Source organism: Streptomyces sp. NPDC007971 (assembly GCF_042958635.1).
GTDB lineage: Bacteria > Actinomycetota > Actinomycetes > Streptomycetales > Streptomycetaceae > Streptomyces.
This window is the reverse complement of the sequence record NZ_JBIBJK010000002.1, coordinates 128,013-151,702: the sequence shown is the minus strand read 5'-3', so window position 1 is coordinate 151,702 and position 23,690 is coordinate 128,013. Positions and strand designations below refer to the sequence as shown.

Genomic DNA, 23,690 nt, shown 5'->3' with positions numbered 1-23,690 from the left:
CTGCCGTACGCCGACGCACTGTCAAAGCCCCAACCCTGCTGTCTGACCGTTCAATATATGGACCCATAAGGTCTACACCACGTGAGTGGACTAGACCTCTCGTGGGTCCGGGGGCCACACTGTCCCCCGTGAGACATGTCATCGCCCTGGACGTGGGCGGTACCGGGATGAAGGCCGCCCTCGTCGGCGACGACGGCGCCCTGCTGCACCGCGCCCGCCGCGCGACCGACCGCGAGCGCGGGCCCGACGCGGTGATCGAGACCATCCTCGGCTTCGCCGCCGAGCTGCGCGCGTACGGCGTGGAGCACTACGGCGAGGCGGCCGCCGCGGCCGGTCTCGCGGTCCCCGGCATCGTCGACGAGGAGCGCGGCATCGCCGTCTACGCGGCCAACCTCGGCTGGCGGGACGTCCCCCTGCGCGACCTGCTCGCCGAGCGGCTCGGCGTACCCGTGGCACTCGGCCACGACGTGCGCACCGGCGGACTCGCCGAAGGGCGGATCGGGGCGGGCAAGGGCACCGACCGGTTCCTGTTCGTGCCGCTCGGCACCGGTATCGCCGGCGCCATCGGCCTGGACGGGCGGGTGGAAGGGGGCGCGCACGGGTTCGCGGGCGAGATCGGCCATGTCGTCGTACGCCCCTCGGGCACTCCCTGCCCGTGCGGGCAGCGCGGCTGTCTGGAGCGGTACGCCTCCGCGTCCGCGGTCAGCGAGGCCTGGGCGGCGGCCTGCAAGGACCCCGAGGCGGACGCGGCCGACTGCGCGAAGGCCGTCGCGTCCGGCGACCCGGACGCCGTCCGGATCTGGCAGGAGGCGGTGGACGCGCTCGCCGACGGGCTCGTCACCGCGCTCACCCTGCTGGACCCGCGCACGCTGATCATCGGTGGCGGCCTGGCCGAGGCGGGGGAAGTGTTGTTCCAGCCGCTGCGGGACGCCGTCCGGCAGCGGGTCACCTTCCAGAAACTGCCGTCCATCGTCCCGGCGGCCCTGGGCGACACCGCCGGCTGCCTGGGCGCGGGGCTCCTCGCCCGGGATCTCCTCAACCACACCGACCGTACGGAGGTAACCCCCTGATGGCAGCCGACCCAGGGGCGCGGGACGCCTCGACATGCGGCTCCGCCGCGTGGGCGCGACCGGGCACGATGCACCCTCAGCCCGCGACGGCCGCAACCCCCCTCGTGCTGTCCGGCGCCGACGTGGTCCTCCCCACCGGAACGGTCAAAGAGGGCCAGGTGATCGTCGACGGCACCCGCATCACCGGCACAGCCCCCGCAAACGCCCAGGTCATCGATGTAACGGGCCACTGGGTGGTCCCGGGCTTCGTCGACATCCACAACCACGGCGGCGGCGGAGCCTCCTTCTCCGGCACCGCGGACGACATCCTGAAGGCCGTCCGCACCCACCGGCTGCACGGCACCACCACGCTGGTCGCCTCCACCGTCACCGACGAGATGGACCTGCTGGTGCGGCAGGCCGGGCTGCTGAGCGAGCTGGCCGAGCAGGGCGACATCGCCGGGATCCACTTCGAGGGGCCGTTCATCTCCCCGTGCCGCAAGGGTGCGCACTCCGAGGAGTTGCTGCGCGACCCGGAGCCGGCCGAGGTGCGCAAGCTGATCGACGCGGCCCGCGGCAAGGCGAAGATGGTCACCCTCGCCACCGAGCTGCCGGGCGGCATCGACTCCGTACGGCTGCTCGCGGAGCACGGCGTGATCGCCGCCATCGGCCACACGGACGCCACCTACGAGCAGACCGTCGAGGCCATCGACGCGGGCGCCACGGTCGCCACCCACCTCTTCAACGCGATGCCCACCCTCGGCCACCGCTCCCCCGGCCCGATCGCCGCCCTGCTGGAGGACGAGCGGGTGACGGTCGAGCTGATCAACGACGGCACCCACCTCCACCCCGCGGCCCTGGAACTGGCCTTCCATCACGCGGGCGCCTCCCGGGTCGCGTTCATCACCGACGCGATGGACGCGGCCGGCATCGGCGACGGCCGCTACATGCTCGGACCGCTGGAGGTCGAGGTCAGCGAGGGCGTCGCCCGGCTGGTGGAGGGCGGCTCGATCGCGGGCTCCACGCTCACCCTGGACCGCGCGTTCAAGCGGGCGGTGACCGTCGACAGGCTGGCGGTCGAGGACGCGGTCGCGGCCCTCTCGGCCAACCCGGCCCGTCTGCTCGGCCTCTTCGGCCGCATCGGTTCCCTGGAGCCCGGCAAGGACGCCGACCTGGTCCTGCTGGACGAGAACTTCGACCTCAAGGGCGTGATGCGCCAGGGTGAATGGGTGGTTGCGCCCCAACTGCCCTGATCCGTACCTCCCTTCGCCGGACGGCGGCCGGTCCCCGCACTGGGCCGACCGCCGTCTCTTTGGCATGATCGGGGCCCCGGTCACCGATGACGTACAGACTTCGAGGGAGGTCGTCCCGGGTGATCCTCACGGTCACACTGAACACCGCTCTCGACATCACCTATCGCGTCCGGTCCCTGCGGCCGCACACGTCGCACCGCGTCTCGGAGGTCATCGAGCGCGCGGGCGGCAAGGGCGTGAACGTGGCCCGCGTGCTGGCCGCCCTCGGTCACGAGGTGACGGCCACCGGGTTCGCGGGCGGCGCGACCGGCCACGCGATACGGGACCGGCTGGCGGACACACCCGGCGTGACGGACGCGCTGGTACCGGTCACCGGGGCGAGCCGGCGCACGATCGCAGTCGTCGACGAACTGACCGGCGACACGACCCAGTTGAACGAGCCGGGCCCGCAGATCACCCCCACCGAGTGGGGCAACTTCCTGGACCGGTACGAGGAACTGCTGCCCTCCGCCTCGGCGGTGGCCCTGTCCGGCAGCCTGCCGCCGGGCGTTCCGGTCGGCGCGTACGCGGGCCTCGTACGAGCCGCACGCACCCGCGGCGTGCCCGTCCTCCTGGACACCAGCGGCGAACCCCTGCGCCGTGGAGTCGCCGCCCGCCCCGACATCATCAAGCCCAACGCCGACGAACTGGCCGAACTCACCGGCTCCCACGAGCCCCTACGCGCTACCCAGGACGCCCGCCGCCGGGGCGCCGCCACGGTCGTCGCCTCCCTCGGCCCGGAGGGCCTCCTGGCCGCCACCCCCGAGGGCCGCTGGCGCGCCACCCCACCGTCCCGAGTCCACGGCAACCCGACCGGCGCGGGCGACTCGGCGGTGGCGGGCCTGCTGTCGGGGCTGGTGGAGCAACTCCCTTGGCAGGACCGCCTGTCACGGGCGGTGGCCCTGTCGACGGCGACGGTACGGGCCGCCGCCGCAGGCGAGTTCGACAGGGAGTCGTACGAGGAGCTGCTCGGGCGCGTGGTGGTGACCGGGTGGTCAACGCAGCCCGGCTTGGCGCAAAGCCACCCTCAGGACTCGGCCCGTCGTAGGTAGGCTGTTGCGACTCATGCCGCTTTGCGTGGCTGCAGTGGTGGCCGCCATGTGCGTCGATGTCGGCCGCATGGGCTAGGCACAAACCAGAGGCCGCCGGAACACATTCTTCCGGCGGCCCACTTCAACCGCATGGCTCCGCGTCAAGGGTGGAGTCAGCGCGGCCTAGCTGTCCCGCTTCACGTGGCCCTTCTTCAGCCAGAGCTGGTCCAGCAGGACGTTGCACTTGTCACCGGACTGGCAGGAGATGGAGATCGTGTTGGAGCCCTCGTTCAGATCGGGCCACACGTAGCTGGTGGTCCAGCCCTTGGTGAAGTCGCCGTCGGCAGCGCGCGCGTAGTTGTCCAGCCCGAACTTGCTGCCGAACGTCTTGCCGTTGACGGTGACCGTCATCGACTGGTCCTGGCCAGGGACGCTGTAATTCGCGAAGAGGGTGTAAGCACCGGCCTCGGGGACGTTCGCGGTCCAGGTGACCGAGGAGCCGACCTGGTTCACACTCACGTAGGTGCCCCCGGCCGCTTTCGCGCCCTTGACGTCCGAGGCCTTCGTCGCCCCGCCCGCCAGTTGTACGGAGCCGTCCGCCGCGTCGACCTTCGGCAGCTCCCCCGACGCCGCCGAGCTGCTCCCCGACGGGCTCGGCCCGCTGCTCTGGGACTGGGTCGGGGTGCTGCCCGCCTGGTTGCCGGTCTTCTTGCCGTCGTCCCCGTTGAGCACCGCCACGCCGATGCCTATGACGACCGCGGCCACCACCGCGATCGCGCCGATCAGCAGGCCCTTGGTGTTCGGGCCGCGGCCGCCGGCGGGCGCCATGGGCCGGCGGCCGGTCGGGGCGCCGCCGGGGAGGGTCTCGGGGGCCTGGTAGTGGGCGTTCGGCTGGCCGTAGGCGCCCTGCTGCTGCGGGACGGTGGGCTGCGACTGGCCGTACGCGGCCTGCTGCTGACCGTAAGGGGCCTGCTGCTGGCCGTACTGGCGCTCGCCGACCGCGCGCACCCTGCTGCTCCTGCTGACCGAGTTCGGGTAGCCGTAACCACCGGACGGCGGCTGGGCTCCTCTGGCCTGCCCGTCGGCGTACAGATAGCCGAACGGGTCGTCGTCCTCGGGCGTGCTCGCGCCGTTGTCGCCGGGCGTCATCCCTAGGTACTCCTCAACAGGTGCGGGCGGATGCGATACAGGATTGGAATGGCGAGCCTACCCGCTCTGGCTGGTCCAAACGGGTGACTCAGACCGCATCAACTCGCTGACCTGCGGGTCACCCGGCGCGTCGATGTTGTTTGGGACGAGATCGTTTCTCTACGTACATCCGCTCGTCGGCTGACTTCAACACTTCGTCCGCGGTCATGCCGCAGTGTGCCCAGCCGATGCCGAAACTGGCGCCCACCCGGACCGCCCGGCCCTCGGCGCGGATCGGCTGGATGATCTCGTTGCGCAGGCGTACGGCCAGGTCCTGGGCGTCTGCCTTGCCGAGGCCGTCGGCGAGGATCACGAACTCGTCGCCGCCGAGCCGGGCGACGGTGTCGCCGTCGCGTACGCCCCGGGACAGCCGCCGGGCGACCTCGATCAGGACCGTGTCGCCGGCGTTGTGGCCGAACCGGTCGTTGATCGACTTGAAGCCGTCCAGGTCGCAGAAGAGGACCGCGAGCCCCTTGGCGCCGTCGTCGTGACCGTCCTCGGGGGCGACGGTGTGCACGTGGTGGTCGAAGCCGTCGTACGCCTCCGCTTCCGGCGCGAAGTCGAAGCCGTGGGCGGTGGGGGCGTCGAAGGCGGGGTGCCCGTAGGCCGCGTCCAGGGACTCCAGCTCGCCGGGCTGGGCCTGGCGCCGGCACAGGCGGGCCGACAGGCGCGAGCGCAGCTCGGCGGAGTTCGGCAGGCCGGTCAGGGAGTCGTGGGAGGCGCGGTGGGCGAGCTGCAGCTCGCGGCGCTTGCGCTCCTCGATCTCCTCGACGTGGGTGAGCAGGAAGCGGGGTCCGTCGGCGGCGTCGGCGACGACCGAGTTGCGCAGGCTGACCCAGACGTAGCTGCCGTCGCGGCGGCCGAGGCGGAGTTCCGCGCGCCCGCCCTCGGCGGAGGTCCGCAGCAGCGTGCCGATGTCCTCGGGGTGCACGAGGTCGGAGAAGGAGTAGCGGCGCATCGCGGAGGCGGGGCGGCCCAGCAGGCGGCACAGGGCGTCGTTGGTGCGCAGGATCCGGCCGTGCTGGTCGCCGCCCATCTCGGCGATCGCCATGCCCGAGGGGGCGTACTCGAAGGCCTGCCTGAAGCTTTCCTCGCTGGCCCGCAGCGCCTGCTGCTCGCGTTCGAGACGGACCAGGGCGCGCTGCATGTTCGCACGTAGACGCGCGTTGCTGATCGCGATGGCGGCCTGGAAGGCGTACATCTGCAGGGCCTCGCGGCCCCAGGCGCCGGGGCGGCGGCCGTTGCGCGGCCGGTCGACCGATATGACGCCGAGCAGCTCGCCGGAGGAGCCGCCCTGCACGCCCGGCGTGTACATCGGCGCGAAGAGCCGGTCGGAGGGGTGCCACTCGTCCTCGAAGCGCGGCGCGGGCCCGTCGGTGTACCACTGCGGGACGTCGTCGTCGTCCAGCACCCAGCCCTCGGTGTGCGGTATGAAGACCAGGTCGCCCCACTGCTCGCCCATGTTCAGCCGGCGCAGCCAGGAGTCGCGGGAGCCGACCCGGCCGGTGATCAGGGCCTCGGCGGCCGAGTTGCCGGAGAAGGCGGCGACGACGAGATCGCCGTCGGGGCGTACGAGGTTGACGCAGGCCATCTCGTACCCGAGGGCGTTCACGACGCCGTCGGCCACGGTCTGCAGTGTGTCCGCCAGGCTGCGTGCCGTGTTCATGTCGGCCATGACCTGGTGCAGCTGTCGCAGGGACGCAAGACGGACATACGGCTCCGACTCGGTCTCCATGCTCGCCCTCCCCCCGAGACCTCGCAGCGAATCAAGGGTTGTCTTCGGCGTTGCTTTACGCGGTGCCAGGTGGTGCTGTCGGTGGTACGCCTACGGTGCTCTTACAGCTTCCAGCCACTGAATCACAGCGCGCTGCCCACTCGGTACACAGGGTCAACAATTCCTGCCCCTTGTGACTCAAGTCACAGACGAACATGAACAATTGAGTGGAGTTTCTGCGTTTTCCCTGTGCGTTTGCTGAACACCCGCTTTACGGGCCACGTGGTGCGCGAACCGCCCACGATCCCACGGCCGGTCCCGGGCAGCCCCTGTCCGGTCCCGGCCCGGCCCGCGCCTGGTCCCGCGGACCTAGGACCCGGCTCGGGCTCAGGCCCGATGCGGTGCGCGCCGTGCGGAGATTAGCGTTTCCGGCGTGCTGAAGACTCCCTCACCCACCACCCCCGCCGCTTCCGGGCATGCTGTGGGGGTGAGCAACGACGAGTTCCGTGCCGCGATGTCCCGGCTGGCCGCAGGTGTGGTCCTGGTCACCGCGCAGGAACCATCGCTGGACCCGGACGACCCTGGCGCACCGGGTGTCGAGGACGTCGGCATGACCGCCACCGCCTTCCTGTCCGTGTCGCTGGACCCGCCGCTGGTGCTGGTCAGCCTGCGCGAGGGCTCCCGCATGGACGACCTGCTCGACGAACAGCCGCTGTGGGCGGTCTCGGTCCTCACCGAGAGCCAGCGGCACATCGCCGGACGCTTCGCCATGAAGGGCCGCATCAGCGACCGCCTGCTCTTCGAGGACCTCCCCTACGTCCGCGGAGAGGTCACCGGCGCCCCTCTGATGGGCGGCGCGCTGGCCACCCTGGAGTGCCGCACCGAGCAGCGGGTGACGGCGGGAGACCACACCCTCGTCATCGGCCGGGTGCTGACCGCCCGGGTACCGAGCGCGGACGGCGGACCTCTGCTGTATTTCCGGGGCCGTTACCGGCAGTTGGGCTAGTCGGCCGGCCGGGGTCCGTAATTCCGTGGCCGGTCCGGGAACAGGGTGCTTAATGTGCGCGGATGACACTCCGTCTGGAAGAAATAACCCCGCACAATCTCGAAGCCGCCCTCGCCCTTCGCGTCCGCCCCGACCAGGAACACGCGGTCGAGCCGGTCTCGCATTCCCTCGCCGAGGCGTACGTCCACCCCGCCGGCGTCGCCTGGCCTCGTCTGATCATGGACGACGACCGGCCGGTCGGCTTCCTGATGGCCTTCCTCGACATCGACTGGCGCCTCGACGGCAGCGTGATCCGCTCCGGCCTGTGGCGCCTGAACATCGACGCCGGGGAGCAGGGCAGGGGTTACGGCCGCTTCGCCGTCGACGCGGTGGCGGCGGAGCTCCGCCGCCGGGGCACCAAGGAGCTCTACGTCACCTGGCACCCGGGCGCGGACGGCCCCGAGGAGTTCTACCGGCGCCTGGGCTTTCGCACGAACGGGGAGACGAGCGGCGGCCAGACGGTGGGTTTGCTGGACCTGTGACCGGCCCCACGCCCGGCTCTCCGACCGGCCTTCCGTCCGGGTCGGGCATCGCCGTGCCCCTCGGCCCGACCGCCGGGCGCGCTATACCCGCTCGATGCCCAGCCGGGACACCCGCGCCGGGTCCGTCACGATCTCGATGACGGCGATGCGGTCGCGGACGAAGGCGAAGGCCAGCGCGCGCTCGGGACGGCCGTCGGCGGCCAGGACCACCAGGCCGACGGCACCGTCGACCAGGGCCGGGTGCGCGACCCGGGCCAGGCCGGCGTAGTTCGTCGCGCCCGCGGCGACCGCCGAGGCGCCGCTGGTCACACCGGCCTCGCTGCGGGCCACCACGTCCGGGTCGAGTACCGCCAGCAGCCCGTCGAAGTCACCGTCCCGCGCGGCGGCCAGGAAGGCGTCGACGATCCGGCGCTGCCGGGCCGGATCGGTGTCCGGGGCCTTCGCACCCTGCACCCGGCGGCGGGCCCGGCTGGCGAGCTGGCGAGCCGCGGCCGGGCTGCGGCCGAGGACGCCGGCGATGTCCTCGAACGGCACGGCGAACAGGTCGTGCAGGACGAACGCGAGCCGCTCGGCCGGGGTGAGGGTGTCGAGGACGACGAGGAGCGCGACCCCGACCGCGTCCGCGAGCAGGGCGTCCTGGGCGGGGTCCGGCTCGTGGGACGGCGCCGGGTTCCAGCTGTCCAGCGGCTGCTCGCCACGGGAGCGGCGGGAGCGGAGCATGTCCAGGCAGACCCGGCCGACGACGGTCGTCAGCCAGCCCCCGAGGTTCTCCACCTGCCGGGCATCGGTGCGGCTGAGCCGGAACCAGGCCTCCTGCACGGCGTCGTCGGCCTCGGCGGCCGACCCGAGCATGCGGTGCGCGACGGCCCGCAGACGGCTCCGGTGCGCCTCGAACCGCTCGGCGAGAAAGTCCGTGTCGCCGCAGTGGCCACTGCCGCCCCGGCGCTCGCCCTGGCCGAAGCCACGCTCGCCCTGGCCCATGTCCCGTGCGCCGTCGCCGGTCCTTCGGTCGCCTTGGTCCATGCCGTGCTTGCTGCGGCCCATGCCCCGCTCGCCGCGGTCGACGTCCCGCTCGCCCTGGCCGGCGTTCCTGTCGCGGTCGCCCTCGGTGTCGCTCATCAGCGGGCCCAGCCCTTCCGTCACGTCCCGTTGCGTACTCGTCGTCGGGATGACGGATCGGGCGGCGGGAGTGTGACCGCCGGGCCCGGCGGGCTACGCCCAGTCGTGGCCGGAGCGGCCCCGCTTCGTGTCCGAGCGCTGCTTCTTCTCCCGCAGGCGGCGCTCGTTGATCCCGCGGGGGATCCGGGTCGGCCTGCGGGGCTTGGGCGGGGGTGCGGTGGCCTCCGCGAGGAGGGCGGCGAGGCGTACGGCGGCGGCCTCGCGGTTGCGCCACTGGGAGCGGTGCTCGGACGACCGTACGACGATGACGCCGTCGACCAGCTTTCCGGCCAGCCGTTGCAGCGCCCGCTCCTTCCACACCGGAGGCAGCGCCTCGGTGGCGGCGAGGTCGAAGCGCAGCTCCGCCTGGGAGTCGCTGGTGTTCACATGCTGGCCTCCCGGCCCGGACGACCTGGAGAAACGCCACATCAGCTCGGCCTCGGGAAGCGAGACGGAGCCACGGATCAGATGTTTTCCGGGGGCCGGGCCCCCGGACCCCAGGGAAGGACCGGACATGTGTCCCATGTTCCCGGCCCGACCCGCCTCACGTCACCCCGTTTTCGGCGTCGGTACGGAGAGGGGCAGGGAGAGGGGGCAGGGAGAGGGGGCAGGGAGAGGGGTCGGTAAAAGAGGTAAAGGGATCCGGAACCATGGGGACCCCCCTCGACGTTCTTCCGGGTGACGGTAGCTTCGTCGGCACAGAAACCTAAAGGAAGGACTCCCACATCATGGCTGTAAGCCTGTCCAAGGGTGGCAACGTCTCGCTCACCAAGGAGGCTCCGGGCCTGACCGCCGTCACCGTGGGCCTCGGCTGGGACGTCCGCACCACCACCGGCACGGACTTCGACCTCGACGCGTCCGCCATCGCGGTCAACGCGCAGGGCAAGGTCTACTCCGACGCCCACTTCGTCTTCTTCAACAACAAGCAGACCCCGGACAACACGATCGTCCACACGGGCGACAACCGCACGGGCGAGGGCGCCGGCGACGACGAGGCGATCAACGTCAACCTCGCCGCCCTTCCCGCCGACGTCGACAAGATCGTCTTCCCGGTCTCCATCTACGACGCCGAGAACCGCGGTCAGAACTTCGGCCAGGTCCGCAACGCCTACATCCGCATCGTCAACCAGGCCGGCGGCGCCGAGATCGCCCGCTACGACCTCTCCGAGGACGCCGCCACCGAGACGGCCATGGTCTTCGGCGAGCTGTACCGCAACGGCGCGGAGTGGAAGTTCCGCGCCGTGGGCCAGGGCTACGCGTCGGGCCTGGTCGGCATCGCCCAGGACTTCGGCGTGAACGTCTGAGCACACCTGCCCCGGCAGTGATGCCTCGGAGCCCCCGGCCGTGCGGCCGGGGGCTCCGACGCGTGAGAGACCTTGATCATCCGACGTCCGGCCGGTGAACGATCTCTGACAGAATCGGCACTCATGGGTCTGCTCGGGGGGCGATCCGGCTCTTGGGCCGGGCGTGCGGACCGAACTGGATATCGCGTCCTCGCGGACGGACAACGGTGACCGCAACGGCCACCGTGAGGGCCGTGCCGTGAGTCCGTCACCCGTCTCCCCCGGCCCTGTCCGATGACGTCGGATCGATTTCGGGAAGATGAGAACGATACGTGAATCCAGGCCACTGTGGGTGGCCGGTGCAGTGCTGATGGCCGTCGTTGCGGCCGGGGGATGCAGCAACTCCTCGGGGGCGGAGAACGGCGATGCGGCGAAAAGGCCCGCCCCTCCCGGCTTTTCGGGGACGGAGCCCTCGATTCCGCCGCTCGTGACGGCGTCGGACGGCGATCCGTCCAAGCCGGTCGATTTCAAGGGCGGCGGTGCGGTCGTCCGGCCCGACGGTTCGATGACCCTGCCGCTGGACGCCTATGTCTCGGTGAAGGACGAGAACACGATCGTCCGCGCCGAGAACGTCCTCGCCCAACGGTGCATGCGCGCCGGGAAACTGGCGCTCCCGAAGGCGCTCATGCCGGCCGGAGGCCCCGAGCCGACGGCGCCTTATGTGATCTACGGCGTGATGGACATGAAAGCCGTCAAGGTCTACGGATACCGGGAACCGTTCCCCGAGAAGAAACCCACGGGCGGTGGACCGGCGCCCGACGGAATCACCCCGGCGGTCAAGCGGGCCTATTTCGACGACCCGAAGACCGGCCGGCTCGGCTGCGAGGGGAAGGCACGCAGGGAACTCGGCGGCAAGAACCCATTGACCCTGTTCGGGCTCGTCCAGCAGCTGAGGTCGCAGACGCTGGACGCCACCTTCCAGGACAGCCGGGTCGTGGGCGCCGTCTCCAAGTGGAGTGCCTGCATGAAGAAGTCCGGCTACGACTACGACAATCCGCTGGCCCCCGCGCACGACCGTAACCTCCTCGGCAAGGGCCTTCCCGTCCCCAAGGGGGCGACCCTGCCCCCGCCCTCCCCCGCCGAGATCGCGGCCGCCGTCACGGACGTCGAGTGCAAGCGGAAGGCGCAGTACCTGCAGACCGTCGCACTGGTTACCGCCGCCTACGAGCGGGAGATCATCGGGCAGCGGGCGAAGCAGTTGCAGGACGCGAGGCGTACCCAGCGGCAGAAGGTGGAATCGGCCGAGGAAATCATCAGGGCCGGCGTCTGAGAAGCCGTCGCCGATTCAGTACCACGGGAACAGGGCCCGCCGAAGGAACGGCGGGCCCTGGGCGCGGACTTTACTTCCAGCGCTGGTTGGAGTTGTTGTAGTCGCCGGAGTTGGCGTAGATGCCGCCGTGGCCCTCGTCGTCCAGGATCCAGCCGGTCTGGCGGTTCTTCAGCTTCCAGCCCGACGACGTCGAGATCTCGTACCACCGCTGCCACCAGTTCGTCTGGTCACGCCGGCTGTTGCAGCCCTCGGTGTACACCTGCCGGTAGTAGCCGACGAGGCACATGCCCCAACCGTTGGACTCGTTGTAGCTGCCGTCGCTGTTCGAGGTGTCGTACCACTGGTACCCGGTCTCGTTCACCCCGGGCATGGCCCAGTCGCCCTTGACGCCGCCACTGCTGTCGGCGGTGAGGTAAAGGCCGGACTTCTGGTTCTTCCACGTCACCCAGCCGTCCGCGGACGCCGCAGCGGACGTGGAGACGAGCAGGGCGGGCACTGCCGTGGCGACCAGGAGCGCCTTGGCCATTTTCCTCTTCACAAAGATCCCCTCCGTTTGTACCGAGGTGCGGGCATGCCGGGTTTTCGGGCATGCCGGAGCGCCTCGTCGATCCATGATGAGTTTTCAAGATCATCAAGCTGGCCGACACTAACACCCGCCGATGTCATGTCCTCACCAGCGGAGTCCCCGGCGTGCCACCCTTATCCGGAAGGAAGCAATCCGAATTTCCCGTCGGTCACTTCTCCGGTCACGGGTGGGCCGGCCTGCCGTCGCCGTACAGCCAGTCCTTCCAGATCTTTTCGAAGTCCTTGCCCGGGGCCTTTTTCTCGACGTACGCGGTGAAGTCGGAGGTGCTCGCGTTGCCGTGCCGGCGGGAGGCGGCCCAGCCCTGGATGATGTCGTAGAAGGTGTCGTCGCCGACCTTCTGGCGGATCTTCTGCAGGACCATCGCGCCGCGTTCGTAGACGGGGCTGTCGGAGATGTGCGCGGCGCTGGAAGGTTTCGCCGGCGGGAAGGCCCACACGGCCTCGTCGTCGTCCTCGTACACCTCGTCGAAGGTCTCCTGGGCGCTCTTGCCGCCGAAGTCCTCCTTGTACAGCCACTCCGCGTACGTCGCGAAGCCCTCGTTGAGCCACATGTCCCGCCAGGACTTCGGGGTGACCGAGTCGCCGTACCACTGGTGGGCGAGCTCGTGCACGAGCGTGCTGGTGTCGAGCTGGTCGGCGGGGAAGACGGGCCGGTTCTGGGTCTCCAGGGCGTAGCCGGCGTCGCCCGGGCGGTCGACGATCGCGCCGGTGGAGGAGAACGGGTACGGCCCGAAGTTGGTCTCCTCCCAGTCGATGATGTCGGGGATCTTCGCGAGCACCTTCGCGCTCGCCCTGGCCTGGGTGGGGTCGACGGCGGTGATGACCGGCAGGCCGTGGGGGCCCTTGGTGGTGGTGAGGTCGTAGTGGCCGATGGCGACCGTGGCGAGGTAGCTCGCCATGGGCTGGGCGGTGTGCCAGGCGTAGGTGGTGCGGTCGCCCTTGGTGACCCGGCTCGTCAGCTCGCCGTTGGAGACGGCCTGGAGGCCCTTCGGGACGGTGACCGTGATGTCGTAGGCCGCCTTGTCGAAGGGGTGGTGGTTGCCGGGGAACCAGGCCATGGAACCGACCGGCTCGCCGAGGCCCAGCGCGCCGTCGGCGGTGCGCAGCCAGCCCTCCTCGGAGCCGTCGGGGTCGGTGAGGGTCTTCGGGGTGCCCGAGTAGCGCACGGTGGTGGTGAAGGTCTCGCCGTCGCGGAGGTCGTCGTGGGGGCGGACGGTGAGCTCCTGGCCGGTGCGGTTCCACAGGGCGCGCCTGCCCTCCACGTCGACCGATTCGACGTCCAGCCCGGCGAGGTCGAGGTCGAAGGCGGTCAGGTCCTTGGTGGCGCGGGCCGTGATGACCGCCTTGCCGGTGAGACGGTGGGTGCCGGGGGTGTAGTCGAGGGTGAGGGCGTAGTGGCCTACGTCATAGCCACCGTTGCCCGCCTTCGGGAAGTACGGGTCGCGCACGCCGGAGCTGCCCGGGGTGCCGTGGACGCCGCCGTCGCACGCGGTGCCGGTGAGGGCGAGGGCGAACAGGGCGGCGGCGGACGGGACAAGGCGCGCGGATCTGGACATGTCAGTGATCTTAGGCGTGCGCGCCGCACCGCGGCAGGGCCGGAACCAGCTGGGGCGGGGCCGTGGCAGGCCGGACCGTGGCAGGGCCGCACAGCAGCGGGATGCACCGTGACGGGCCGGACCGTGGCAGGGCCGGGGCGGTCGGCGTGACACCATCTTCTGCGTGCTCGACATCGGCTACGCCCTCTCCAACCGCTTCCCGGACCCGCCGCAGACCGACTACCGCCGTGCGGACGTCCACGCGCTGCGGCACGACCTGTTCTGCGGGGACGTCTACCTCGCGGACACCCGGACGGACCGGGAACTGTCCACAGCCTGGGGATGGGTGCCGGTGCTGGACTTCGCATGGGCGCTGTGCGACATCGCGGAGCAGCTGGACCGGGATCCCCTGGGCTCCCGCGCCTCCCGGCCGCAGCAGGCCGAGCTGGACTTCACCGAGTCCACCGACCGGATGCTCTTCGAGCGCCGCTTCGGCTGGGTGGACGTCGAGGCCGACTGGATGCCCGGCGAGGAGCCCCCGCTCACCTTCTCCCACACCGAACTGCGCCGCGAGGCCCGCGACTTCCTGCACGACCTGCTCGCCGACCTGACCGACCTGCACGATGACCTGGCGGAGAACCCGGCGATCTGGACGCTTCAGGCCCGCTTTCCGCGGGTGCCCTGATCGCACCGGGTGGCCGGCCCACCCGTGACGGGCGCCCGGCCACCGCAGAGCCGCAGGCGCGGCTACTTGACGTTGACCGCCTTCCAGGCCGCCGCCACCGCGTTGTACTCCGCGCTGCCCGAGCCGTACAGGTCGGCCGCGGCCTGCAGGGTGCCGGTGCGAGCGCCAGCGTAGTTGGTCGTCGAGGTGAAGTACGTGGTCAGAGCCTTGTACCAGATCTGGTCGGCCTTGGCCCGGCCGATGCCGGTGACCGTGGAGCCGTCGTAGGTCGGGGAGTTGTAGGAGACCCCGTTGATCGACTTCGGGCCGCTGCCCTCGCTCAGCAGGTAGAAGAAGTGGTTGGCGACGCCGGACGAGTAGTGCACGTCGAGACGGCCGACCGACTTCGACCAGTAGTCGGCGGAGCCGCCGTCCTTGCTGGGCTTGTCCATGTAGCGCAGCGGGGTGCCGTCGCCGTTGATGTCGATCTTCTCGCCGATGAGGTAGTCACCGACGTCCGAGGAGTTGTTGGCGAAGAACTCCACCGACGTGCCGAAGATGTCGGAGGTGGCCTCGTTCAGGCCGCCGGACTCACGGCTGTAGTTGAGCTTCGCCGTGGCCGCGGTCAGGCCGTGGCTCATCTCGTGGCCGGCCACGTCGAGCGAGGTCAGCGGGTCGGCGTTGTTCGCGCCGTCGCCGTACGTCATACAGAAGCAGCTGTCGTCCCAGAAGGCGTTCACGTACGCGTTGCCGTAGTGGACGCGGGAGTAGGCCGCCTTGCCGTCGCCCGCGATGCCCGTGCGGTTGAACGCGGACTTGTAGAAGTCCCAGGTCACGGCGGCGCCGTAGGCGGCGTCGACACCGGCGGTCTGGCGGTTGTTCACGGTGCCGTCGCCCCAGACGTCGTCGGCGTCGTGGAAGAGGGTGCCGGTGCCGTTGGTCCCGCCGTTCAGGTCGTACGTCTTGTGGCCGCCGCGGCCGCCGTCGATCAGGTCGTACCCGCCGGAGGCGGACGCGGTGGTGCCGAGGGTGACCGTGCCGCTGTACCGGCTGGTGCCCGTGCCGGTGTCGATCGCCTCGTAGGAGTAGATCTTCTTGCCGGTCTGCGCGTCGGTGATGACGTGCAGCTCACTTGGAGTGCCGTCGTGCCGGACGCCCTTGACGACCGACTCGTACGCGAGGACCGGCTTGGTGCCGGCCGCCCAGACGACCTTGCGGGAGGTGGCGGCGGTGGCCTCGGCGGAGTCGGCGGCCTTGAGAGCGGTCTTCTTCGCGCTCGCGGGGGAGACGGCCGCGGCGACGGTCGGCACGGATATCCGGGCCTTGGTCGCCTTGTCGACCCCCTTGAGCGAGCCGTTCTTCGCCACATGGGTGACCAGGTCCCCGCCGAGGACGGGCAGACCGGCGTACGTGCGCTCGTAACGGGTGTGGACGGTGCCGTTCCGGTCCTTGACCACGTCCCGCACGACCAGCTTCTCCTTGGCGCCGAGGCCGATTTCGCGCGCTGCCGCACCGGCGTTGTGCTGGGCCGACGCGAGGGCCGCTGCGCGGGCTGTTGCACTGAGCGGAAGGGCCGCGGCGCCGGGGGTGCGCGTGGGGGCGGCGGTGGCCGCGCCGTTCTGCAGTGCGAGCACGACCATCGCGGCCGAGCCGACCAGGGCGGCGGCGCGGACGGCGGTCTTGCGGGAGGTGCGGGGAGCGTGGGGCTGCTGTCTCACTCGATCTCCTTCAGGCCGGTCTCCGTGGGGTTGGAGACACAGGCGGGACACAGGGGATGCACAGAGTTGCGGCGGCGGAGTGAGAGTGACATCGACAACGGCTGTTTGACAGGGTGCCGACAATATTTTACGTGTTCGTATCCGGAAGACGTGTCCTGCAATCCGGTATACGGACGCTGAAGGTGCACTCAACCCTCATGTGAACAAGCGGATTTGAGCCCCGCGGCGTCACCCGCGCGCCAGCTCCGCCCGCATCGCGGCCCGCGCCGCCCACACGGCCTTCGCGTGCCGGAGCCGGTGTTCCTGGAACTCGGCGGTGTCCAGCGGGGGATCACCTGCGGCGAACACCTCCAACAGCTCCCGCAGGGAGGCGTAGACGTCCTCGACGAGGGCCGCCATCTCCTCCGGCGCGCAGATCAGCACGGCCTCCCGGACCTCGTCGCAGCCCGACGCGCGAAAGGCCTCCCGCACGGCCACGTCCCGCTCCGTCGGCGGGCCATCCCGGTGGACAGTGGCGGCCCGGTGCATGTCCTCGTACGCCAGCCGGTACTTGGTCAGGCAGACGACATAGGCGTCCCGGCGCTCGCGCCGAGTCCGCTCGCTCGTCTCGCGCCGCCAGCGGACCCGGTCGGCGAGCAGCGTGGAACCGACCCCGACCGCGGCGCCGAGTCCCGTACCGGCCAGCGTCGTCCATTCCACCGCGGCCTCAGCCCTCTCGCTCGTTCAGCAGCCGTGCGAGGTCCAGGGGTGGTTCGAGGATCACTCGCCCGGCATCCCGCCGGGGGCCTTCAGCGCGTCGATGAAGGGGGCGAAGGCTGCGGGCAGGAAGGCGAGGGGTGCCCTGGCCGGGGCCTTCGAGTCGCGGATGGATATGCGGGTGGGGTGGTTGGCGATCTCCACGCAGTTGTTGCCGTCGCCGCCGCCCGAGTAGGACGACTTCCGCCAGTTGTCGGGGGTGGTCACGGGGATCTCACAGCTCCTTGGCCACTCTATTGATGAAGTCACGCGAACGAGTGGGGTCGAGTGATACAGCTTCTACCCTACGGAAGAGCGTTCGAAAGACGCCGAGTTGAGCCTCGGAGTCGATGAAGCCAGTCCCGTGAGGTGCGTCGCGAACGGCCGTGTCCAGCTTGGGCACTGCACCACCCGCCAGCATCACAGGGCTCCAGGCCCCGCCGAAGCCGTCCAGGTCGAAGGGGATGACACGCACAGTGATGTGATCCGCCTCCGAAAGTTCCAGGACGCGGAGGAGCTGGGCCCGTGCGTCGGCTCGGTCGCTGAGCCTGATGTGTAGCGCCGCCTCGTGGATCACCGCCTCGTAGGGAGCGGGCCCCACAAGGACCGCCTTGCGCTGCATGCGATGCCGGACACGCAGCTCAAGCTCCTCCTCTGGGAGTTCGGGAATTCTTGAGGAGAACGCAGCGCGGGCGTACTCGGGCGTCTGAAGCAGGCCGGGAATGAACAGGAATTCCACATCGCGCCGGTACGTGGAGTGGTGTTCCAACTCGGCGAGGTCCAGGAACGGCGTGGGCAGTCGTTCCCGATACTCCTCCCACCAGCCTCGCGTTCGATCGGTCGCCATGGCCGCGAGGGCATCGATCAGCTCACCGTCCGAGCATGAATAGTTGGCGGCGAGACGGCGCAGCCGCTTCTCGCTCACGCCCGTGAGACCGGTCTCGATCTGACTGATCTGCGCCGAACTCACGCCAAGCATCGCTGCTGCCTCGCGGGCCGGGAGGCCTGCGGCGTCACGGAGCCTGCGCAACTCGAGCGCCAACCGCATCTGCCGTGCCGTCGGCTCGCTCCTCAATGCCATGACCTTCTCCTCCCAACACGCCTGTGTACGCGACTCATTCGGGGTCAGGTTACGCAGTCGGCTTGTGAAACTTAAAAATCTAGGTCTACCGTCAGTGATGCGACGAGCACGCAGCGGAAGCGCACCGTTCCGTCCTGCCATGACGGCTGCGGCAATGCCACCGGTCGCAAGAATCCCCACTACTTCAGCGGAGCTGACGCATGCCCGAAACCTGGGACTACACCCTCTACATCCCCAACGACCTCAGAGCAGTCACCGTCTGCCGCCGCACCCTGCGCCTGATCCTGACCCTGCACGACCTGATCGGGCTCGCGGACACCGCGGAGCTGCTGGCGGCGGAGCTGGTCTCCAACGCCGTACGGCACACCAAGGGGCCCGCCGCACTGAGGGTTCGCCGTACGGCGGAGGGGGTGGTGTGGATCGGAGCGTGGGACACGGACCCCGAGCCGCCGGAGCCACCAAGGCCGTTGGAACAGGCGGGCGAGCCGGAGGAGGCGGGACGAGGGCTGGGCCTGGTCGTGGCCTGCGCGGAGTACTGGGGCTGGCAGCCCTCCGCCAGGTTCGGGAACCGGGGCAAGTACGTGTGGTGCGAACTTGCTGCGGCCTAGCTCGTTGATCACGTCGTACGGAAAGGAGAGCTGATGGTCGGCTCGTCGCACGAGGCGCTGCACCGGATCTTCCAGAAGGACCCGGCGCTGCTGACACGAGCGTTACAGAGCGTGCTGCACGTCCCGTTCCCCGAACCACGGGAGATCGCCGCACTGAACGTGGACCTCACCGAGATCGAACCGGTCGAGCGGCGGGTGGACACGCTGCTGCGGGCGGAGACGGACGAGGGCACGTACCTCCTCGTGGTCGAATCACAGGGAAAGGCGGACGACCGCAAGCGGGGCAGCTGGCCCTACTACCTCTCCTACCTCTACGAGAAGTACCGCTGCGAGCCCGTGCTCATCGTCATCACCCAGAGCAGCACCACGGCACGCTGGGCCTCCCAACCCATCCAGCTCGGCTTCCCCGGCTGGTACTCCCTGACGGTACGTCCGCTCGTGCTCGGTCCGGACAACGTGCCGGTTATCGCGGACGAGCGGCAGGCGGAACGGGACGTCCCCCTTGCGGTGCTCTCGGCGATGACACACGGGCGTGGCCCGGGATCCGCCGCCATACTGGAATCGCTGGCATCCGCCCTGCGGACCATCGACCCCGACAGCGCCGCGGTCTTCGTCCAGTTCGTCGACTCATGCCTGGCCGACCCCCAGGCGAAGCAGATGTGGAGGGATTTGATGACGGCGATCCAGTACTTCTGGCGGCACCCGCTGGCAGAACAGGTGCGCGAGGAAGGACGGGAGCAAGGCCTGGAACAGGGCCTGGAACAGGGCCTGGAACAGGGCCGCGAGGAAGGCCGCATCGAGGATCGGCGCGAGATGATCCTCCGCATCCTCGAATGGCGCGGTCTCTCGGTGACGGACGCCGTCCGTGAGCGGGTCGAGGCGTGCACCGATCTCGGTCGGCTGGAGGTATGGGCCCAGCGCGCGGTACACGCCGCGGACGCGGAAGACCTGTTCGCCGGGGAGTGAGGCGGAGCTGCCGCTCCGAGCCGACGGCGGGGAACGTCACATCACCCTGATGCCCAGTTCCGACGCCAGCACGGGCGCCAGGTCCAGCAGTTGCCCCGTGCTGATCACCGCGCCCGAGAGCCGGTCCAGCCCGCGCACGATCTCCAGCGGGGTGGCCCCGCGCAGGTCCACGTCCTTCAGGGTCGCGCCGCCGAAGTCGGCCTCTTTCAGGGCGCAGTCGACGAACTCCACCCGCTCCAGCCGGGCACCGGCGAAGTCCGGTTCGACCAGGACGCAGGACTCGAAGACGACGTCCTTGAGGTGAGCCTCGCGGAGATTGAGGTAGTCGATCTTGCCGCCCCGGAACACCACCCGCTCCAGGACGGCGCCGTGCAACTGGGTGCCGCCCAGGCGGGGGTCGACCACCTCGACGTCGCGGAAGGTGGACTCGGCGAGGTTCGTCCCGACGCCCCGCAGACCGGTGAGGACCGAGTCCAGCACCCGGGCCCGGCCCAGTGCCGTCCCGTCCACCGCGCAGCCCGTCAGCGCGCAGTCCATGAAGCGGGCACCCACGCCGTCCTGCCCGGCCAGGTCGGCCTCCCGGAACTCCAGCCCGTCGTAGTCGCCGTCCGGCTGCAACGCGCCGTCCGTCCAGGGCTCCAGGGGCGGAAGCCGCAGCTCCGGCCGCCGTGCCCCCTTCGGCCCGGCCCCGCCCGTGCCGGCCCCGCTGCTCTTGCCCGTCGCTCTCCTCGCCATGCCTCCCATGCTGCACCCCGCCACCGACAATCCCCCTGAGCTGCGGAAACCGGAATCCCCCTGACCCCGGGGCCGTCCCCCCTTGACCTCAAGCACGCTTGAGGTCGAAGAGTGGGCCTCCGAGGACGCAGACGTGATCACTGGGGGTCCCATGCATGCCGTTCGCCTGTACGCCTTCGGGCCGGCCGAGAACCTGACCTACGAGGAGACCGGGGATCCGGTCCCGGGCCCCGGCGAGGTGCGGATCGCGGTCGCCGCGGCCGGCGTGCACCTCCTCGACACGGCCCTGCGCGAAGGACGGCGCGGCCCGCTGCCCGAGCTGCCCGCCCTGCCCACCGTCCCCGGCCGCGAGGTCGCCGGGGTGGTGGACACCCTCGGCGACGGCGTGGACGGGACCTGGCTCGGCAGGCGGGTCGTCGCCCACCTGGGCTTCGCGCCCGGAGGCTACGCCGAGCTCGCCGTCACCGGCGCCGAACGCCTGCACGAGATACCGGAGAGCCTGGACTTCGCCGAGGCCGTCGCCATGATCGGCACGGGGCGTACGGCGCTGGGGATCGTGCAGTGCGCCGAGCCGGGGCCGGACGACGTGGTCGTCGTGCCCGCCGCCGCGGGCGGCATCGGCACGCTGCTCGTGCAGTACGCGAAGAACGCCGGCGCCCTGGTGATCGGTCTGGCGGGCGGGCCACGAAAGACCGCCCGCGTGCGCACGAACGGCGCCGACCTCGCCGTGGACTACACCGACACCGCCTGGCCGGCCAGGGTCCGCGCCCATCTCGGCGGACGGCCCGCCACCCTCGTCTACGACGGCGTCGGCGGCCGGGCGGCCCGGGAGGCCGTCGCCCTGCTCGGGCCCGGCGGGCGGCACCTCGTCTTCGGCTGGTCGGCCGAGGGCATCGGGGAGGAACAGCAGGGCCATCACGTCGAGGGCGTCTCCGAGTCGGTCCTCGGCCCGGCCATGCTCCAGCGGGCAGGAGGGCTGCGCGCGCTCGAACTGCGCGCCCTCGCCGAGGCCGGGCAGGGCCGTCTGCGCCCCGCCGTCACCCGCTTCCCCCTCTCGCAAGCGGACGCCGCACACCACGCACTCCAGACGCGCGCCACGACCGGGAAGGTGGTGCTGGAGCCATGAGGGACAAGAGCGGCGAGCCCGGGGACGCGGATGCGAGGGGGATCCCCCTGGAATCATGGAAGTTGAGGTGCTCGTCGCACACGGGTGCGGCATCGCACTCGGGAGAACCCAGGGGGCTGAAGGTGCGCCCTGCCGTGCCTCAGTGGCGCCCCGCCACCCGGTCCGCGGCCCGGGCCAGGCGTGAGGACTGCATGCCGGGGTGGAGCCGCTCGCGCTGGTCCGCCGCGCGGTAGGTGGCGTACATGCCCTGCACGCCCAGCCAGCGGAAAGGCTCCGGCTCCCACTTGCGGACCTTGTGGTCGACCCACGGCAGCCCGGTCAGCTCGGTGCGGCCGCCCTGGCCCGAGTCCTGCCGGACGAGGTCGCGCAGGGTGCGGGCGGCCAGGTTGGCGGTGGCGACGCCCGAGCCGACGTAGCCGCCCGCCCAGCCGAGGCCCGTGGCCCGGTCGAGGGTGACCGTGGCGCACCAGTCGCGCGGCACGCCGAGGACCCCGGACCAGGCGTGCTCGACGCGCAGCCCCGCGAGGGCGGGGAAGAAGCGGGTCAGGATCTCACGCAGGGCCGCGATCGTCTCGTCCTGGGTGCGGCCGTCGTTGTCGGTGCGCGAGCCGAAGCGGTACGGCACCCCGCGCCCGCCGAGCGCGATCCGCCCGTCGGCCGTGCGCTGCGCGTACATGTAGGCGTGCGCCATGTCGCCCAGTGCCTCGCGGCCGTCCCAGCCGACGGCCGCCCACTGCTCGTCGGTGAGCGGCTCGGTGGCGATCATCGAGGAGTTCATCGGCAGCCAGGTCCGCTTCTGGCCCTTCAGGGAGGCGGTGAAGCCCTCCGTGCAGCGCAGGATGTACGGGGCGCGGACCGTGCCGTAGGGCGTCACCGCGTGCTTGGGGCGGATCTCGGTGACCGGTGTCGACTCGTGGACGGTCACCCCGAGCGCCTCCACGGCCGCCGCGAGGCCCTTGACCAGCTTCACCGGGTGCAGGCGGGCGCCGTGCGGGGTCCAGGTCGAGCCGACCGCGCCGGCCACCCTGATCCGCTCGGCGGTCTGCCGGGCGCCGTACAGCTCGCGGTCCGTCTCGCCGTAGGACAGCTCGTGCTCGTGGAACGCCCTGAGCCGGGCGAGCTGCGCGGGTGTGGTCGCCACCTCCAGGACCCCGCCCCGGTGCACATCGGCGTCGATGCCCTCCGCCTCGGTGACCGCGACGACCTCGGCGACGGTGTCGTTCATCGCCTTCTGCAGGCGCACGGCGGCCTCGTGGCCGTGCAGCCGCGCGTACCGGTCGCGGCCCGCGATGCCGTTGTAGAGCCAGCCGCCGTTGCGTCCGGAGGCTCCGTAGCCGCAGAACTTCTGTTCCAGGACCGTGATGCGCAGGAAGGGAGCGGCCTTCTTCAGGTAGTACGCGGTCCACAGCCCCGTGTACCCGCCGCCGACGATCACCACGTCGGCGGTCGCGTCCCCGGGCAGCGGCTCCCGTTCCACCGGAAGGCCGTCGTCCGCGTACCAGAAGGAGATGCCGCCGTTGACGACACTGCTTGCCGAGCTGCTCATGCGCGGACGTTAACCCACAGCGCGGTCAGTGTCTCCTTCGGATTCCATGCTTTTCCGCGGCCTCTGACCAGCGGATAACACCCCAGCCCGATCAGTACGGACAGGAAGTGCCCGAAGTCGGTGAAGGTGCGGCCGGTGGCGATCGGGACCGTGTAGAACGCGAGCAGGGCCGCCAGGTACGGGTAGCGCCAGGGCGGCGCGATCCGGTAGACGAGCACCGCCACCACGCCCGCCAGCGCGTAACTCACCCCGATGTCCAGGGTGTTGACCGCCGAGTGCGGGGCGTGCCCGTTGCGGATCGCCATGAGCAGGGCCAGCTCGCTGACCAGTGTGGCGAGCACGTGCGCGGCCACGCACACCGCGAGCCAGCGCAGGGTGCCCAGCCAGCGTTCGGCCTGCGCGTGGAAGACCGTGTACAGGACCGCGTAGGGCACCCAGTGCCCGCCGTCGATCCACATCGCGCTGGTGATCAGCACCCTGAGGGGGTTCCGCGACAGTTCGTGGATGTTGGTGGAGCGCTGGCGCAGGAAGTCCTGCTCGAAGTCCGGCGTCATGTGGTGCAGGGCGACGGTGGTGACGAACAGGATCAGCAGCCAGACGTACGTTCCCGGGGCGCTGCGGACGTAGTCCGCCACCGCCCCGGGCCCACGCCGCCAACCGATGACCCGATCCACAGACGTCAGTATGGTCGGCAAAGTGATCGGGGTGCCCGGTGGGCCGTCCGCTTCTCACGAGAAATTCAAGGGCCCGGCGGGACCGGCCGGGTGCCGCGCGGTCCCTGACACGCCGCCGGACGGCCTATCCGACCGACGAAGGGAT

The 23,690-nt window shown here is 70.7% G+C and carries 24 protein-coding genes; 11 read left to right on the top strand and 13 right to left on the bottom strand.

All coding sequences use genetic code 11. The features are described from left to right. The first annotated feature begins 128 nt into the window (after positions 1-128). From ACFZCP_RS04450 to ACFZCP_RS04440, 3 genes are all read left to right on the top strand, one after another. A complete protein-coding gene (locus ACFZCP_RS04450; protein WP_391423954.1) occupies positions 129-1,070 on the top strand; it encodes an ROK family protein in 942 nt (313 codons plus the stop codon). Between the two features lie 68 nt (positions 1,071-1,138). Beyond that, positions 1,139-2,302 (top strand): N-acetylglucosamine-6-phosphate deacetylase, encoded by a 1,164-nt coding sequence (nagA, locus tag ACFZCP_RS04445; RefSeq protein ID WP_391424692.1) that lies wholly within the window; start codon positions 1,139-1,141, stop codon positions 2,300-2,302. Positions 2,303-2,421: 119 nt separating this feature from the next. Further along, the gene (locus ACFZCP_RS04440) at positions 2,422-3,393 is read left to right on the top strand and encodes a hexose kinase (protein WP_391423953.1); all 972 of its coding nucleotides are present in this window, start codon (positions 2,422-2,424) and stop codon (positions 3,391-3,393) included. 162 nt (positions 3,394-3,555) lie between these two features. Here the strand turns inward: ACFZCP_RS04440 and ACFZCP_RS04435 are convergent, their stop codons facing one another. Together ACFZCP_RS04435 and cdgB are read right to left on the bottom strand one after the other, a co-directional pair. Further along, positions 3,556-4,521: a carbohydrate-binding protein gene (locus ACFZCP_RS04435; protein WP_391423951.1), complete on the bottom strand. Its 966-nt coding sequence runs from the start codon at positions 4,519-4,521 to the stop codon at positions 3,556-3,558. A 118-nt stretch (positions 4,522-4,639) separates the two neighbouring features. Further along, positions 4,640-6,295 (bottom strand): diguanylate cyclase CdgB, encoded by a 1,656-nt coding sequence (cdgB, locus tag ACFZCP_RS04430; RefSeq protein ID WP_362681522.1) that lies wholly within the window; start codon positions 6,293-6,295, stop codon positions 4,640-4,642. Positions 6,296-6,761: 466 nt separating this feature from the next. Between cdgB and ACFZCP_RS04425 the strand changes: the two genes are divergently transcribed. Then, positions 6,762-7,280 (top strand): flavin reductase, encoded by a 519-nt coding sequence (locus tag ACFZCP_RS04425; protein ID WP_391423949.1) that lies wholly within the window; start codon positions 6,762-6,764, stop codon positions 7,278-7,280. Positions 7,281-7,342: 62 nt separating this feature from the next. Further along, positions 7,343-7,801, top strand: coding sequence for a GNAT family N-acetyltransferase (locus ACFZCP_RS04420; RefSeq protein WP_391423947.1), 459 nt, complete (start codon positions 7,343-7,345; stop codon positions 7,799-7,801). An 81-nt stretch (positions 7,802-7,882) separates the two neighbouring features. Here ACFZCP_RS04420 and ACFZCP_RS04415 read toward each other — a convergent pair whose 3' ends face one another. Then, on the bottom strand, positions 7,883-8,782 hold the full coding sequence (locus ACFZCP_RS04415; protein WP_391424690.1) for a sigma-70 family RNA polymerase sigma factor: 900 nt from the start codon (positions 8,780-8,782) through the stop codon (positions 7,883-7,885). Positions 8,783-9,013: 231 nt separating this feature from the next. Continuing rightward, a complete protein-coding gene (gene arfB / locus ACFZCP_RS04410; RefSeq protein ID WP_362681531.1) occupies positions 9,014-9,475 on the bottom strand; it encodes an alternative ribosome rescue aminoacyl-tRNA hydrolase ArfB in 462 nt (153 codons plus the stop codon). Positions 9,476-9,687: 212 nt separating this feature from the next. Between arfB and ACFZCP_RS04405 the strand changes: the two genes are divergently transcribed. After that, entirely contained in the window at positions 9,688-10,263 is a 576-nt protein-coding gene (locus ACFZCP_RS04405) for a TerD family protein (RefSeq protein WP_391423944.1), read from the top strand. Positions 10,264-10,729: 466 nt separating this feature from the next. Then, positions 10,730-11,572 (top strand): hypothetical protein, encoded by an 843-nt coding sequence (locus ACFZCP_RS04400; RefSeq protein WP_391423942.1) that lies wholly within the window; start codon positions 10,730-10,732, stop codon positions 11,570-11,572. A 70-nt stretch (positions 11,573-11,642) separates the two neighbouring features. On the opposite strand, the gene ACFZCP_RS04395 is transcribed toward ACFZCP_RS04400, so the two are convergent. Together ACFZCP_RS04395 and ACFZCP_RS04390 are read right to left on the bottom strand one after the other, a co-directional pair. After that, positions 11,643-12,098 carry a hypothetical protein gene (locus ACFZCP_RS04395; protein WP_391423940.1) on the bottom strand — a complete coding sequence of 152 codons (456 nt, stop codon included), beginning with the start codon at positions 12,096-12,098 and terminating at the stop codon, positions 11,643-11,645. A 220-nt stretch (positions 12,099-12,318) separates the two neighbouring features. Continuing rightward, entirely contained in the window at positions 12,319-13,713 is a 1,395-nt protein-coding gene (locus ACFZCP_RS04390) for a M1 family aminopeptidase (RefSeq protein WP_391423938.1), read from the bottom strand. A 163-nt stretch (positions 13,714-13,876) separates the two neighbouring features. Between ACFZCP_RS04390 and ACFZCP_RS04385 the strand changes: the two genes are divergently transcribed. Further along, positions 13,877-14,377, top strand: a complete 501-nt coding sequence (locus ACFZCP_RS04385) for a hypothetical protein (protein ID WP_391423936.1) — start codon at positions 13,877-13,879, stop codon at positions 14,375-14,377. Positions 14,378-14,439: 62 nt separating this feature from the next. On the opposite strand, the gene ACFZCP_RS04380 is transcribed toward ACFZCP_RS04385, so the two are convergent. The 4 genes from ACFZCP_RS04380 to ACFZCP_RS04365 form a co-directional block, all read right to left on the bottom strand. Beyond that, a complete protein-coding gene (locus ACFZCP_RS04380; protein ID WP_391424688.1) occupies positions 14,440-15,996 on the bottom strand; it encodes a M4 family metallopeptidase in 1,557 nt (518 codons plus the stop codon). Between the two features lie 306 nt (positions 15,997-16,302). Beyond that, the gene (locus ACFZCP_RS04375; RefSeq protein ID WP_391423934.1) at positions 16,303-16,773 is read right to left on the bottom strand and encodes a hypothetical protein; all 471 of its coding nucleotides are present in this window, start codon (positions 16,771-16,773) and stop codon (positions 16,303-16,305) included. A gap of 60 nt (positions 16,774-16,833) precedes the next feature. After that, positions 16,834-17,037 (bottom strand): DUF397 domain-containing protein, encoded by a 204-nt coding sequence (locus tag ACFZCP_RS04370; protein ID WP_391423933.1) that lies wholly within the window; start codon positions 17,035-17,037, stop codon positions 16,834-16,836. Positions 17,038-17,044: 7 nt separating this feature from the next. Continuing rightward, positions 17,045-17,890, bottom strand: a complete 846-nt coding sequence (locus ACFZCP_RS04365) for a Scr1 family TA system antitoxin-like transcriptional regulator (RefSeq protein ID WP_391423931.1) — start codon at positions 17,888-17,890, stop codon at positions 17,045-17,047. Between the two features lie 200 nt (positions 17,891-18,090). Here ACFZCP_RS04365 and ACFZCP_RS04360 point away from each other — a divergent pair, with 200 nt between their 5' ends. Continuing rightward, the gene (locus tag ACFZCP_RS04360) at positions 18,091-18,498 is read left to right on the top strand and encodes an ATP-binding protein (protein ID WP_391423929.1); all 408 of its coding nucleotides are present in this window, start codon (positions 18,091-18,093) and stop codon (positions 18,496-18,498) included. A gap of 33 nt (positions 18,499-18,531) precedes the next feature. Further along, positions 18,532-19,464 carry a hypothetical protein gene (locus ACFZCP_RS04355; protein WP_391423926.1) on the top strand — a complete coding sequence of 311 codons (933 nt, stop codon included), beginning with the start codon at positions 18,532-18,534 and terminating at the stop codon, positions 19,462-19,464. A gap of 36 nt (positions 19,465-19,500) precedes the next feature. Here the strand turns inward: ACFZCP_RS04355 and ACFZCP_RS04350 are convergent, their stop codons facing one another. Then, positions 19,501-20,199 (bottom strand): pentapeptide repeat-containing protein, encoded by a 699-nt coding sequence (locus ACFZCP_RS04350; RefSeq protein WP_391423924.1) that lies wholly within the window; start codon positions 20,197-20,199, stop codon positions 19,501-19,503. 151 nt (positions 20,200-20,350) lie between these two features. Between ACFZCP_RS04350 and ACFZCP_RS04345 the strand changes: the two genes are divergently transcribed. After that, the gene (locus ACFZCP_RS04345) at positions 20,351-21,325 is read left to right on the top strand and encodes a zinc-binding dehydrogenase (protein ID WP_391423922.1); all 975 of its coding nucleotides are present in this window, start codon (positions 20,351-20,353) and stop codon (positions 21,323-21,325) included. 139 nt (positions 21,326-21,464) lie between these two features. On the opposite strand, the gene ACFZCP_RS04340 is transcribed toward ACFZCP_RS04345, so the two are convergent. Then, a complete protein-coding gene (locus tag ACFZCP_RS04340) occupies positions 21,465-22,871 on the bottom strand; it encodes an FAD-dependent oxidoreductase (protein WP_391423921.1) in 1,407 nt (468 codons plus the stop codon). Further along, entirely contained in the window at positions 22,868-23,545 is a 678-nt protein-coding gene (locus tag ACFZCP_RS04335) for a rhomboid-like protein (RefSeq protein ID WP_391423920.1), read from the bottom strand. The genes ACFZCP_RS04340 and ACFZCP_RS04335 overlap by 4 nt, the downstream gene beginning before the upstream one ends. Between the last annotated feature and the right edge of the window lie 145 nt (positions 23,546-23,690).